Below are 12,805 nucleotides of genomic sequence, written 5' to 3' on the forward strand. Positions count from 1 at the left end.
GCAGAACAAGACGACGAGTGCATTGATTGCGCTCCCACAGAGGGCACCATGGCGGTGGCCAATAACGGCAAAGGGCATTCCATGTCGGATCTGTCTGCGCGATACCAGGCCTGGGTAACCGGATTTCCTCCGCCTTACGAATGGCGATGGAGCGAAACCTGGTGGGACGGATTCGAGGAACCGCGCTGCACTCTGCTTGAAGCCAAGGCCAACTATGCGTTCATGTTCGTTCCTTTGCTGGGTGTTCCAAAGCCATGGGCGCCGGTCAAAGCAGTTCTTGTAGATCCAGCACGCCGCCACTCGGCCAAGGCAAGACCGACGCCCCCCGTCAGAGTCGAGTGGCACTTTCTACAGCGCATCGTCTACGAGCACTGCTCCAGCCAGTATCGCCGTCTGGGGCTGACCAATCTAACAGCCTTCTGGAATCCCATGCCGAACACCCCTGAGCACGACGAATATCAGGAACACCGTGAGCGTGAGCAACGCGAATTCGACGACTACTACCGGGATAATCCCGATCTGATTGCCTGAGGAACCAGCATGGCAAATTTTTTCCGTTCCTTTGTATTCAAGATGCGCTTCAACAAAAGCGCGATCGCTGCGGTGCCCCATGAGGAGCAGTTGGAGCGCATACACCGCTACCTGGGTACGTTGGGCCAGTTACATCCGCTTCTTGGCAAATGGTATCTGCAAGGAGCCTCTGTTCAGGACGCGTTGAGCCATGACGTATTGAGCTCTCCGCAAGCGTTGTCCGAGGCTGCCGCAGCAAGTTTCGACGCCGAGTATCCAACATGGCTGTCGGTAGCCGTGTGGAATGGACAGGAAGATCCGCTGCAGGGAGGCCTGGCCTTCAGCTACGACGCACACGATATGGAATCCATCTCCAGCATGGATTTCGAAGATGCCGGAGCGCTGGTCTCAGCTCTTGAGAACCCACGTCCGGTGTTGGTGGAAATGCTTCGCTTAGCGCTATCCATCTGGCCGGAAATCGATTGGGGTGTAATCGCTCCCGGAAGGTACTACCTGGATGGCCAGACCTTCTCCGACCGTCAAACCATCGGCTGGATTGGTTTCTGCCCACACCTGCTAAATCCCGGCGATTTTTCAGATGCAGATGAGCTGATCGACATACCAAGTCGCGGCACGATTCTGGTAAGCAGTGCTCAGGCTATGGATGAACGCAATAAAGAGCACTTCCGCATTGTCGGTACGCTGGACACAAAGCTCGTCGAACTGGGCTATCTACCGTTGTTTAACAACTGACGTCGGCCAACATCCTGAGCTACGCGCGCTTAGCTTGAGTTGCTATCAATCAATGGGGCTGAGCCCCATTTCAGGCATACAAGCATTCCTAGCCTCGGAAGCAGTCAGCAGCTGATGTAAACCTCGGCTTTAGTCGCGTTATGGCTTAAATTATCGGGTTGCCGAAAGAACCGTCATGGCCAAGCCATGAAGGGCTTTCATCCTTTGCATTTGAGTATGGTGAAGATGAACAAGCCTTTCATTTCGCTGTGCCCTGAGATTACTCGAGCACACGCGCTGACGTTGATGGATTGGTTGGAGGATGAGCGTGTCACTTGTTATCTGAGTGACTCCCGTCATGTTTCCCGCTCCATCGAACAAGCCCTCGATCGGACGCAATTGCCAATCCTGACCCATCTATTCAACCGGGGTGGCCGGTTCTTCATGGCCTATGACCGGCATGATGAACCGGTGGGTTTTGTCCGCCTCATCAAGACCGGCCCGGACTGCGAGATCGTCCTGGTCATCGGTGACAGCGTCAAATGGGGCCGTAACCTTGGCGCCCGCACGATTCGCGAAGGCATGAAACTAGCCTTCCTCGACATGCGAGCCGAGAAGCTCATCGCCAAAATCCACCCGGACAACGTGCGCTCCCTGAAAGCTTTTGAGCGCAGCGGATTTGTGCTTGAGAGCGAAACACCGACACTGAAGTCGTTTTCCATGACGATGGGGCGCTATCGACAGTTCTTGCGCGAAGGTGCCGTTGGCGACACCACGGGAATTCACGTCACTGAAATCGACAAGGCCAGGCTCGAGAGCCTTATCACGCTCGAGGAAGGCCCGGCCATTGTCGAGCTCGAACATGAGCTTGAGCGAGCCGTTGTGGTCGAACCGCAGCAGGTGCCGCACAACGTCATCACGATGAACTCCAGGGCCTTGTTGCAGTTGGATGATGAAGAGATTGAAGTAGCCTTGGTCTACCCTGACGACGCAGACAGCAGTGCTGGGAAGCACTCCATATGTTCAGACATCGGCGCCGCCATCCTGGGGTACCAAGAGGGAGACACCATCGACTGGCGGATTTCAGATCGAACCCGACGGATCAAGATCAGGAAAGTGCTCTACCAGCCGGAGGCAGCGGGTAATTTCCACCTATAGTTGCGCCTTTAGCTCGGCGCTCGCCAATCAAGTATAAGCCCTGCACAGCCGCGACTACTTCGGCCACAGGAGCCCCCTCCTGAGCTACGCGCGCTTAGCGCGGTTTGCTATCAATCAATGGGGCTGAGCCCCATTTCAGGCGTGTGTGGGGTGTTCAGCCGGCTCCTCTTCCTTGGCTGCCAGCCCCACAGTCCAGTGCCCGCCGTTCTCTTGGATCAGGTGCAGCAGGTCGTAGGTTCTGATCATGTCGAGTAGACCAGAGTGGCCGTAGGCGTTTGGCGAAAATGCCGGATCGGTACGTTTGAGATACTGCCCAAGTGCGCTCAGGGTGACCTTGCCTTCGCTGGTTCCGCCTGCAAGCAGAGACACGGCATCCACTACAAACCTTGGTCGCCGCTTGACGACTGGCTTGCCGGGTTCAGGCTTAGTGGTTTCCTGCTTGCAGTTCGACTCAGCCTTGGCCGCAGGCTTCTCGGCATGCTCTGCAACAGACTCTTGGGAGTGTTCCTCTCGGCGCCATTCAAAGAACTGGTCGCTGGCGTTGCGCAGTGCGTCGGGGGTCTTGGGTTCACCGACGATGCAGACCGTAGCGCCACGTTCTCTAAGCTTGCGGCACAGGTAGGCGAAATCGGAGTCACTGGTTACCAGGCAGAACGTATCCGCACGGTGATCGAAGAGCGCTTCCATTGCATCAAGAGCCAAGGCGATGTCGGAAGTATTCTTACCGGCTGCATACTGGTACTGCAGGCATGGCGTGAAAGCTAGTCGAACGAGCGCCTCCTGCCACTTGTTGGCCAGGGTGCCGTGATTGCCATACCCCCGTCTAAGGACGACGCGGCCGAACTGGGCGACCACACGCAAGGCGTGCTCCAGAATCTCGGGCGATACGTTGTCGCAATCCACCAAAACAGCTACACGCGTTTCTCCTGCCGGCGTGAAAACTCCCATCCTTGCTCCTATCGAATGATCCCAGTTGAGCCAATAGCATCACGGCTACTGCCGGCACGGCAATCAGCGATTACATTGGTAACTCTAGGTACGTGCCACCAGCAAGGCTGGAGCTTTGCTAGAACCACAATCACCAGGCAAACTGCCTTATCGAATGCCGCTGCAGTGATTTTCTCTCACAACTATCAAAACGGACGATTGATACCAAGTGCTGCCGTCCCGGGCGGTCACGTCATAGCCGAACGCCTGCACGGCCAGATCCAGAGTTTGGAGAGTGTCTAAGAAAGCGCCCCCCCTCCTTCAGAGTTAGCTTAAGCTTGGCGAGCAACTTCATGAGGTCATCCTCATAAGTAATACGCACAAAATAGTCCGCCTGCTTGGCTCGCAAAGCCGATAGACTATAGATATCCTCAGATTGGCTGGATTTGGACTTATGAGACTCCCAGCGACTGAGTGACTCTTTGAAACTTCTGATGAGATTAGCCTTTCTGTAATCTGCTTTCCTGCTGTTTGCAGCCTGCTTGATTGCGGCAGGTTGCGAGACTAGACGCAGGAGCTCATTAATATCCACTGACCTCGGATCAGGCTGTAGAAAGAAATCATCACCCAGATTACTCCAAACTGTAGAAGACATATGTTTTTCCGGATAAAGCCAGTCGAGCCGCGTAGAAGCAATGTATTTTTTTGACTGAGTCTTCAAGATGAAGTTTATTGCCAAAACTTCCGCCTCATCAATTTGTCGACCATGGATTATGTTTTTAATATTGAACATCGCCTCCTTATAATAATTAATATGATCCTCCATTCTTAAAGGATCTCCCTTCGGCTTCATTATCAGCTCTGCAGGACTGATGATAAGACATTTATCCAAACTCAACGGAAACAAAGTCCGGGTACCCACTCTACCAATAACAGCATGACCGGCTTTTAATACATCTTTTGAAGCAGGAAATACCTTACGATTGTAGGTGGTTACCGGCGCATCGGAAATTATGAACTTTGTAGCACTATTCTCACAAGAAACCACTTCCCAAATGCTAGACACCCAGTTATGAAGATACAGCTCCCTTGCCATCAACATTGCGACTATATTAAAGTTTCGATCTGACGTCTTCGAGAAAATCTCAAGCATTTTTGGCGTTCTAAACAGTTGCGCGCATAAATACCTAACGAAAGGCAGGAAGTGGTTTTTAGTTTCCGCCGAAGGCGTGAAAGCACTGAATAACGGAAGCGCCATTTCGCCACGCTTATCTATCTTTCCGAAGAAGACTCTCTCAATCATGTCCGAGGCCTTTTCTTCGAAATAGGTCGTATAGAGATGATCCTGCTTGAATGCCCTATTCGTCCCGTATTTTTTTATTGGATCGCGAAGTGACTTGTATTTTTCGTTATGCACTATTACACCAGGATCAAGATCTAGATAATAGAAATACGTCTGACCTTTATTCTCGAAAAATCTCTTCTGATACCACTGCGGTATATAGTGATTTCTCTTAGTAAAATTTTTTGCCATCATGGTTCCTTACCAACTCGTTTAGCTTTCCTAGGGACAATCTAAATTAGTTCCGCGTTTCAATGCAGCCTGCTCCACTTATTGGCGCAAGTTGCTGGCTTCCTGCTCGACATGCGCCAGCAAACGCTACGCATCTGCCGTTATAATCTTGTCCGTCGCTTCAATATCCTCGATGTGGGTGTATTTGCTGAGTGCTTCGACTCGTTTTAGCAGAACATCACGCGCCTCGGTGAACAGGGAAATCTTCAACTGCAGCAGCTTGATCTGCGAGGCCTGCGGAGCAATGACCTGCTCTTAACCCTTCAAAATCTGCTCGGCAACCCCTGTCGCCGGCTGCGGCCGCGAGTGTCCAACACGGCATTCGCTTACGGTCAGGAGCGGATAGGAAGATCCGCTGCGGTGATGGACTAGCGGAATAGGGAGCACTTCCACATTGTCAGTCCACTGGATACCACACTCGTCGAGTTGGGCTATTAGCCCCCTGTTCAACAACTGACGCTGGTCTAATAGCCTGGGGTTAGCATCAACCCAACCTTCTGGCCAGGGGTTGCCAGATAGATACTCCCGGCAACTTGAATGGCCGCGGCATTTCGCCTCGCCGAGTAAGTGCCAGGTAGTTTTGGATGCAGCCACCAGCCGATGGTGACGTCTACCCCCCCAAGAATAGGGGTTCTTGCCCCCTCAAAATCAAGAAAAATAGACGGTTTCCACCCGGCCGCTACGCTGGATGGAGCCTCCGCGATTTTTCCTGATTTTTTCACGACCGCCTTAGTCGCCCTAGTCGGCAGGGGTTCATGCGCAGCGCAAGCGCAGAACCCTGAAGACGAAGGAGCGAAAGCCATGAGCGAAGAAATCAGGATCTACGTTGCCGACCTGGCCGCCTACAACGCCGGTCATCTGCATGGCGTCTGGATCGATGCCACCCTCGAGCTGGACGACATCCAGGCGCAGGTCAGTGCCATGCTGGCGGCCTCGCCGGTCGAGGGTGCGGAGGAATACGCCATCCACGACTTCGAGGGCTTCGACGGCTACCGCCTCGGCGAATACGAGGGCCTCGAGAATACCCATGAGATTGCGTGTTTCATCGAGGAGTACCCAGAGTTCGGCGGCGCTCTACTCGCTCACTTCAACGACCTGGAGCAGGCGCGCAAGGCGGCCGAGGAAGACTATTGCGGCTGCTACAGCTCGCTGGCCGACTACGCCCAGGAGTTGACCGAGGAAACCACCAGCATTCCGCCCCACCTGGCGATGTATATCGATTACAGCGCCATGGCCCGTGACATGGAATACAGCGGCGACGTGTTCACTTTGGAGACCGGCTTCGAGCAGGTGCATGTGTTCTGGAATCGCTAACCCAGCGGAAGACACCGGGGAGACCCGGTGCCTTGTTTTTTGCGCCCCTGTCCTGCCGGCCACCCGCGCGCCCCGCCCGGAAGGCTGATGCACGGGTGCGCACCCCCGGCGATCAGCCTGGAACAACCACGTTATGCTGCCAGTTGATTGAGACCATTACGGTCTTACGGTTTTGCCCAAATCCGTAGACCCGTATCCACGTATTTACGGATTTGTGGGGAAGCGGATTTACGTTTTACGGATTTACAGAAATCCGCCGTCGCGGTTTTCCGGTTTTGTGGAAAGCCGCAGATCCGCATATCCGTGGGGCTACGCATGCGGAGCTTGGCGTGCTTGGGCACCATGGCCGGTGACGCGCGTAGATGGGCGTACTCGGTCAGCGTCCAGACCTTTCCGGTATCAATCCTCGCCCCTCCTGCCTGCGTATTCGCCCAGACTCAACCTGGCATGATCGAACGCGACGGCTGCCGCACGGTGCACCTCCCACGTCAACGGAGGACACACCATGTCGCACTCAACCAATCTTTCCCATCACTCGCGTCGCATCGATCTCGATGCCCCGCGGCACCGCAAGGCCGGGCCGACGACGCATGCCATGCGGCCCGTTGAGGCCGCTGGCGAGGCACAAACACCACAGGCCAGCCCTGCCCCTCGCTATCTCACCAACAACGAAGCTGCGGCCTTCCTGCGGCTGTCGCCGCGCACGCTGGAGAAGCAGCGGGTGATCGGCGGCGGGCCACGCTTCCACAAGTTCGGCCGACGGGTGATGTACGCGCTTACCGATCTAGAAGCCTGGGCCGGTGAACGCAGTTTCGAGACCACCTTCGATCCCGAGTACATCGACCGCCACCCGGGAGCACAGCGTGATGATCAATGAAACCTTCGCTCATGAGTCGTCAGCACCTCGATTCGCCTCCGCAGAACAAGCAACTGGATCTGTTCCGCGCCCTGCCGGGGGATATGGCGCCACGCGACGCCCAGGATCTGATGGCGCATCCGTTCTTCTCGCTGGCCAAGTCGCGGCGCACCGTACCCATCGACTTTCGTTCAGGCGAGGTCAGAGTACGCGTGGAAGGCACGCTGGAGCATGGCATCGCCACAATCTGGGATGCCGACATCCTGATCTGGGCGGCCAGCCAGCTTGTCGAGGCGCGCGATGCGGGCATCCCCACTTCGCGGCTGATGCGTGCAACGCCCTACCAGATCCTGCGCTTCATCGGCCGCGGCACCTCGCTGCGCGACTACCAGCGCCTGAAGGCGGCGATGGATCGGCTGCAGTCGACCAGCGTGGCCACCTCGATCCGAGAGACCACTGGCCGACGCTTGCACCGTTTCTCCTGGATCAACGAGTGGAAGGAACTGGCCGCGGCGGATGGCCGGCCACTGGGCATCGAGCTGATCCTGCCGGACTGGTTCTACAGCGGCGTACTGGATCAGGCGCTGGTGCTGACCATCGACCCGGCCTACTTCCGCCTCACCGGCGGCATCGAGCGCTGGCTGTACCGCCTAGTGCGAAAGCACGGCGGCAAGCAGGAGGACGGCTGGCAGTTCGACTTTCGCCACCTGTACCGCAAATCCGGCAGCTCTGCGCGCTATTCGGACTTTGCTTTGGATGTGCGCGCTCTGGTCGCCCGGCAGCCACTTCCAGGGTATCGCCTGGAGGTCGTTCACCTGCCCCCATCGACCGAGTTGCTTGCCTTCCGGCGCGTGCCGTAAACGGCACGGGGATAACTTGCGGAAAAGCTGTGAATGCAGTCGTGCTATCAGGCGCAACCGGGCTCGTGCTATCAGGCGCATCCCCATCGTGCTATCAGGCGCACGAACTGCGCTGCAGGCTACGACTGGCGGGCCTTTCAGCTCCCCTTAACTTAACTAACTTAAAAGCTCTAACTTGTTATTGGGGCAGCGTCTGTGTGTGGACAGATGCTGATCAGGGCGGTCTTGCCGGGGGGAACCGGCCATGATCGTCGCCCTGCTCAACCAGAAAGGAGGGGTGGGCAAGACCACCCTGGCCACCCATATCGCCGGCGAACTGGCCCTGCGCGGGCAGAACGTCATCCTGCTCGATGCCGACCCGCAGGGCTCGGCGCTGGATTGGACACAACGGCGCAGCCAGCAAGGTTTGCCGAGATTGTTCAGCGCCGTCGGCCTGGCACGCGAGACGCTGCACCAGGAAGCCCCGGAGCTGGCTCGTCGCGCCGATCATGTGATCATCGATGGGCCACCGCGCATCGCCGCCCTCGCCCGCTCGGCCTTGCTGGCGGCAGATCGCGTATTGATCCCGGTGCAGCCTAGCCCCTACGACCTGTGGGCCAGCGCGGAGATGGTCAACCTGATCCGCGAGGCGCAGGTGTTCAGGCCAACGTTGCGCGCGGCATTTGCCATCAACCGCCGCGTCAGCACCACGGTGATCGGCCGCGAAGCGCGCGGCGCTTTGGCCGACCAACCGCTGCCGGCGATGCAGGCCGAGGTACGCCAGCGCATCGTATTCGCCGAGAGCGTGGCAGCCGGTCGTCTGGCGCGTGAACTGGCGCCAGACAGCGCCGCCGCGCGCGAGGTCAGCAGCCTGGTCGATGAGCTGCTGAGGTGGTCGCCATGAGCGGTAAACGCATCGGTATCGGTGCACGTCCCTTGGCTGATCCGCAGGCCGAAGCCTGGATACGCCAGGGCGCTGCCGTCGACAGCGGCAAGATCGAGCGCTACAGCGCCCGGCTGACGCTGGACGTGACGCCGGCGCTGCGCACACGGATCAAGCTGGCGGCCTTCGACCGCGGCGTGACCATGGCGGAAATGCTGCGCGAAGTGCTGGAGCGGCAGTTTCCGGAGGCTACGTCATGACGTTAGGTGCTCGCGGCGTGCGGTGGCCACTGGCGCTGCTCGCCGGCAGCCTGGCAGCACTGGGTTGGGCAGCGCTCACAACGTCGCCACCGCAGCTGGTCTACAACGCGTCCGACAGCGTGCCCGTCGGTTGGTACCGCATTTCGCCGACCAACTCGTTGGCGCCGGGCGACCTAGTGCTGGTTCATCTGCCGCCGGAGACAAGGTCGCTGGCAGCGCAGCACGGCTACCTGCCGGCGAACGTACCGTTGCTGAAGACCGTGGCGGCGATGACGCCGCAGCGAGTGTGCATATTGGGCAATCAGGTGCGCATCGATGGCGTCGTTGTTGCCAGGCGCTTGAAGTGGGATCGACAGGGTCGCGCGCTGCCAAGCCGGCAGACCTGTCGGCGCCTGGTTGGCGATGAGCTGTTCCTGCTCAGCAGCAACCCGGCGTCGTTCGACAGCCGCTACTTCGGCCCGGTGTCTGCCGACGCAGTGATCGGTCGAGCGCAGCCCTTGTGGCTGGAGTCGCGTCGATGAGCTGGCCGTTTCCCTGTCGCCCCGTATGCCGACTGTATGCGCTCGATATTCGCACTCGCGCGCCGCCTGGCTGCAGGTACTGCTGTCCCTCACATACCAGCCAGGTGCTCTGGAAGTCACCGCCCCGCCTCTACTGATTACCCAACTCAGCAGCGCAAAGGCACGGAAAAAGCGGAGGGCAAGATAAAAGGGGGCGGCACTTCGTTGGCCCAGAAAGCAGTCTGCACGGGGGGTGCCGGCGACACAGAGCCTACGTCGCCAGGTGCCGAAATCGTGTTCGCCCCACAGTGACACGGGCTTAAAAGCGTGCCTGACACGCCGTACTGCGATCAACTTGGAGGAGTCCAAACATGAGCAAGGGAAGCCGTCCAGATGACGAATTGCGCTTTCGCCCGCAGCCGGGCAAACCGCAGCAACGCGGCCAACCCTTCGTCAACCAGGTGCTGCGTCAGGCCAACAAGGCCGGCACCGGCAAGCCGCGCAAGGCGGGCCACCAGCCCGGCGCCCGCCTCGGCCGCGGGCATGTCGCCGCCCGTTTCAGCGGGCAGCAACTGCCGTCCAACGCACGTCGCGTCACCATCAAGACGCGCCTGGTGAACCTGCACCAGGCCGGCAAGCGCTCGACGCTCAGCCACCTGCGCTACATCGAGCGCGACGGCGTCAGTCGCGAGGGCGATCCGGGTCAGGCCTACGGGCCCTTGACCGATCAGGCCGACCTCAATGCGTTCGAGGAGCGTGGCCGGGACGACCGCCACCAGTTTCGCTTCATCGTCTCGCCCGAGGATGCCGAGCAGCTCGACGACCTGCGCACCTATACCCGCCACCTGATGAGCCGGATGGAGGCCGACCTCGGCACCCGTCTCGACTGGGTGGCGGTCGACCACTGGAACACTGACAACCCGCACACCCATATCGTGTTGCGTGGCAAGGACGACACCGGCAAGGATCTGGTGATCGCTCGTGACTACATCGCCGAGGGCATGCGCAACCGCGCCTCGGAGCTGGCCACCGAATGGCTCGGCCCGCGCACCGAGCTGGAGATCCAGCAGAGCCTGCAGCGAGAGGTGCAGCAGGAGCGTTTCACCACTCTGGATCGCACCCTGCTGCGCGAACGCCAGGCCGGCGTGCTCAGTCTGAAATCGCTCGCCAACCATCCGCGCCGGCAGTTGCTGATCGGCCGCCTGCAGCAATTGCAGAAGCTTGAACTCGCCCATGAAGGTCGGCCCGGACAATGGCTTCTGCATGACGACGCCGAGGCCACTCTGCGTGCCATGGGTGAACGCGGCGATATCGTGCGCACGATGCAGCGGGCCATGGGTAGCGTGCAGCGCGAGCTGGCGGTCTTCGAGCCGGGCAAGGATGGCTCTGTTGTGGTCGGTCGGATCGTGGCCAAGGGGCTGGCCGACGAGCTCAACGACCGCGGTTATCTGGTGGTCGACGGACTCGACGGCAAGGCCCACTACCTGGCCTTGCCTGCCCGCGCGGAACTGGCCGACTACCCCATCGGCGGCCTGGTGGAAACACGCAGTCTGAACGAGCCGCGCGCGGTAGATCGCTCGATTGCGGCGCTGGCTGCGGACGGCCTGTATCGCACCGATCATCACCGGGCCCTGGCACGATCACAGTCAGTCGAAGGACAGGATCCCGAGGCACTGGTTGAGCGCCATATTCGGCGTCTGGAAGCCCTGCGCCGGGCCGGTATCGTCGAGCGGCTGGCCGAGGGCGCCTGGCGGGTGCCGACCGACCTGCCCGAGCAAGGCCGGCAGCATGATGCCCGCCGCTTGGGCGACGTCGCCGTCGAGCTTCGCACGCCACTGCCCCTTGAGCAGCAGGTGTGCGCCGTCGGCGCGACCTGGCTGGACCAACAGCTGATCGGCGGCAACCGCGAGCTGGTCGACAAGGGCTTCGGCAAGGAGGTGCGCGAAGCGCTGCGGCAGCGCGCCGACTTCCTGGTGGAACAGGGGCTGGCCGAACGCCTGGGCCAACGCGTGGTGCTCGCACGCAACCTGCTGGCCACGCTACGCGGGCGGGAGCTGACGGCGGCAGCGCGCGAGATCTCGGAGCAGACAGGTATGCAGTACCGCCCGACGACGGAGGGCCAGCGCGTCAGCGGGATCTACCGGCGCAGCGTGCAGGTGGCCAGCGGCCGTTATGCCCTGCTCGACGACGGCATCGGCTTCAGCCTGGTGCCGTGGAAGCCGGTGATCGAGCAGAAGCTCGGGCAGAGCGTATCGGCAGTGATTCAGGGCAACAGCGTCTCCTGGCAACTGGGTCGCCAGCGCGGGCCGTCGATTGGTTGAGCATCCGGCGCTGGGGCTTATACCAGCGCCGGCTCCTGCTGCAGCCACTGCTCGAAGTCGCGGCTCTGCGGCATGCCTTCCTTGGCTGCGTAGTAGACCAGCCGCAGGTGACGATCCTCGTCGATGGTCAGCGTGGTGTGTTCGAACACCACCTGACCGACCGAATCGATCTTCAGATACCGGATCCCCTGGCACGGGCCGTGGATGTCCTGCTGCCGCCACCATTCCCTAAAGTCCGGCGAGGCCTTCTCCAGATCCTTCACCAGCGCAGCGATATCCGGATCCTGGGTCGCCCGAACGAAGTCGCGGCGGAAGCTGGAGAGGATCTGCAGCGCCTGCTCATCCCAAGGGTTGAACAACTCGCGCATGGCCGGGCTGGTGAACAGCATCCACAACAGGTTGCGGCGGTCCGCCGGCAGCGCGGAGAAACCGAACACCCTATCTGCTGCAGCGTTCCAGGCCAGCACATCCCAGCGCAGGTTGAGCACGTAGGCCGGACGTGACGGCAGATCCCCCATCAGGCGATGAATCAGCGCAGGTACCGTGCACCAGGTCTTACCCGGCTCTGGCGGCAGACGCTGGTGGGCGAGCAGGAACAGGTGGCGACGCTCGGTGGCATCCAGCTTTAGCGTGCGCGAAAGGTTGTCGAGGAAGGTCGCGGACACGCTGATGTCCCGCCCCTGCTCCAGCCAGGTATACCAGGACAACCCCACCCCGGCCAGGGCCGCGACCTCCTCGCGGCGAAGCCCAGGCGTGCGTCTTCGGCCACCTGAAGGCAGCCCCACATCCGCCGGCGAAATGCGTTCGCGGCGACTACGCAGGAATTCGGCCAGCTCTACCCGAGTGCGTTCAGCTGTGCGAGGCGCGCTCATCCGGTTACCTCCAGTACTAGGATAAACAGTCAAATTGTAACCCCTATAAATCCCGAGAAG

13 protein-coding genes are annotated in these 12,805 nt (G+C 59.7%); 10 read left to right on the plus strand and 3 right to left on the minus strand.

All coding sequences use genetic code 11. The features are described 5' to 3' along the window. Positions 1–48 precede the first annotated feature (48 nt). The 3 genes from ACODS1_RS17440 (at position 49) to ACODS1_RS17450 (ending at position 2,400) form a co-directional block, all read left to right on the plus strand. Entirely contained in the window at positions 49–531 is a 483-nt protein-coding gene (locus tag ACODS1_RS17440) for a restriction endonuclease fold toxin 5 domain-containing protein (protein WP_489086655.1), read from the plus strand. 9 nt (positions 532–540) lie between these two features. Then, positions 541–1,263, plus strand: coding sequence for an Imm52 family immunity protein (locus ACODS1_RS17445; RefSeq protein WP_489086656.1), 723 nt, complete (start codon positions 541–543; stop codon positions 1,261–1,263). A 186-nt stretch (positions 1,264–1,449) separates the two neighbouring features. Further along, positions 1,450–2,400: a bifunctional GNAT family N-acetyltransferase/nucleoside diphosphate kinase regulator gene (locus ACODS1_RS17450; RefSeq protein ID WP_489086657.1), complete on the plus strand. Its 951-nt coding sequence runs from the start codon at positions 1,450–1,452 to the stop codon at positions 2,398–2,400. 135 nt (positions 2,401–2,535) lie between these two features. On the opposite strand, the gene ACODS1_RS17455 is transcribed toward ACODS1_RS17450, so the two are convergent. Then, positions 2,536–3,348, minus strand: a complete 813-nt coding sequence (locus ACODS1_RS17455) for an NYN domain-containing protein (RefSeq protein WP_489086658.1) — start codon at positions 3,346–3,348, stop codon at positions 2,536–2,538. A 232-nt stretch (positions 3,349–3,580) separates the two neighbouring features. Continuing rightward, positions 3,581–4,861, minus strand: coding sequence for a DUF4238 domain-containing protein (locus ACODS1_RS17460; RefSeq protein WP_489086659.1), 1,281 nt, complete (start codon positions 4,859–4,861; stop codon positions 3,581–3,583). An 840-nt stretch (positions 4,862–5,701) separates the two neighbouring features. On the opposite strand from ACODS1_RS17460, the gene ACODS1_RS17465 reads away from it, so the two are divergent. The 7 genes from ACODS1_RS17465 (at position 5,702) to ACODS1_RS17495 (ending at position 11,873) form a co-directional block, all read left to right on the plus strand. Further along, complete coding sequence (locus ACODS1_RS17465) at positions 5,702–6,214, plus strand: antirestriction protein ArdA (RefSeq protein WP_489086660.1); 513 nt, start codon at positions 5,702–5,704, stop codon at positions 6,212–6,214. 595 nt (positions 6,215–6,809) lie between these two features. After that, a complete protein-coding gene (locus ACODS1_RS17470; RefSeq protein WP_219852245.1) occupies positions 6,810–7,091 on the plus strand; it encodes a helix-turn-helix transcriptional regulator in 282 nt (93 codons plus the stop codon). Between the two features lie 11 nt (positions 7,092–7,102). Further along, positions 7,103–7,930, plus strand: a complete 828-nt coding sequence (locus tag ACODS1_RS17475; RefSeq protein WP_489086661.1) for a replication initiator protein A — start codon at positions 7,103–7,105, stop codon at positions 7,928–7,930. A gap of 244 nt (positions 7,931–8,174) precedes the next feature. Next, complete coding sequence (parA, locus tag ACODS1_RS17480; protein WP_112211611.1) at positions 8,175–8,813, plus strand: ParA family partition ATPase; 639 nt, start codon at positions 8,175–8,177, stop codon at positions 8,811–8,813. Beyond that, positions 8,810–9,052: a hypothetical protein gene (locus tag ACODS1_RS17485; RefSeq protein ID WP_489086662.1), complete on the plus strand. Its 243-nt coding sequence runs from the start codon at positions 8,810–8,812 to the stop codon at positions 9,050–9,052. Before parA ends, ACODS1_RS17485 begins: the two co-directional genes overlap by 4 nt. Then, the gene (locus tag ACODS1_RS17490; RefSeq protein ID WP_489086663.1) at positions 9,049–9,573 is read left to right on the plus strand and encodes a S26 family signal peptidase; all 525 of its coding nucleotides are present in this window, start codon (positions 9,049–9,051) and stop codon (positions 9,571–9,573) included. Before ACODS1_RS17485 ends, ACODS1_RS17490 begins: the two co-directional genes overlap by 4 nt. 350 nt (positions 9,574–9,923) lie before the next feature. Next, positions 9,924–11,873, plus strand: coding sequence for a DUF3363 domain-containing protein (locus ACODS1_RS17495; RefSeq protein WP_489086664.1), 1,950 nt, complete (start codon positions 9,924–9,926; stop codon positions 11,871–11,873). A 17-nt stretch (positions 11,874–11,890) separates the two neighbouring features. Here the strand turns inward: ACODS1_RS17495 and ACODS1_RS17500 are convergent, their stop codons facing one another. Further along, the gene (locus ACODS1_RS17500) at positions 11,891–12,745 is read right to left on the minus strand and encodes a helix-turn-helix transcriptional regulator (protein ID WP_489086665.1); all 855 of its coding nucleotides are present in this window, start codon (positions 12,743–12,745) and stop codon (positions 11,891–11,893) included. Positions 12,746–12,805: the final 60 nt, after the last annotated feature.

It is taken from the genome of Pseudomonas sp. FG29 (genome assembly GCF_057809355.1).

Bases quoted from the DNA above. Each gene is read 5' to 3' on its own strand.
- ACODS1_RS17440 (WP_489086655.1), top strand. From the start codon at position 49: ATGGCGGTGGCCAATAACGGCAAAGGGCATTCCATGTCGGATCTGTCT.
- ACODS1_RS17445 (WP_489086656.1), top strand. From the start codon at position 541: ATGGCAAATTTTTTCCGTTCCTTTGTATTCAAGATGCGCTTCAACAAA.
- ACODS1_RS17450 (WP_489086657.1), top strand. From the start codon at position 1,450: ATGAAGGGCTTTCATCCTTTGCATTTGAGTATGGTGAAGATGAACAAG.
- ACODS1_RS17455 (WP_489086658.1), bottom strand. From the start codon at position 3,348: ATGGGAGTTTTCACGCCGGCAGGAGAAACGCGTGTAGCTGTTTTGGTG.
- ACODS1_RS17460 (WP_489086659.1), bottom strand. From the start codon at position 4,861: ATGGCAAAAAATTTTACTAAGAGAAATCACTATATACCGCAGTGGTAT.
- ACODS1_RS17465 (WP_489086660.1), top strand. From the start codon at position 5,702: ATGAGCGAAGAAATCAGGATCTACGTTGCCGACCTGGCCGCCTACAAC.
- ACODS1_RS17470 (WP_219852245.1), top strand. From the start codon at position 6,810: ATGCGGCCCGTTGAGGCCGCTGGCGAGGCACAAACACCACAGGCCAGC.
- ACODS1_RS17475 (WP_489086661.1), top strand. From the start codon at position 7,103: ATGAGTCGTCAGCACCTCGATTCGCCTCCGCAGAACAAGCAACTGGAT.
- parA (WP_112211611.1), top strand. From the start codon at position 8,175: ATGATCGTCGCCCTGCTCAACCAGAAAGGAGGGGTGGGCAAGACCACC.
- ACODS1_RS17485 (WP_489086662.1), top strand. From the start codon at position 8,810: ATGAGCGGTAAACGCATCGGTATCGGTGCACGTCCCTTGGCTGATCCG.
- ACODS1_RS17490 (WP_489086663.1), top strand. From the start codon at position 9,049: ATGACGTTAGGTGCTCGCGGCGTGCGGTGGCCACTGGCGCTGCTCGCC.
- ACODS1_RS17495 (WP_489086664.1), top strand. From the start codon at position 9,924: ATGAGCAAGGGAAGCCGTCCAGATGACGAATTGCGCTTTCGCCCGCAG.
- ACODS1_RS17500 (WP_489086665.1), bottom strand. From the start codon at position 12,745: ATGAGCGCGCCTCGCACAGCTGAACGCACTCGGGTAGAGCTGGCCGAA.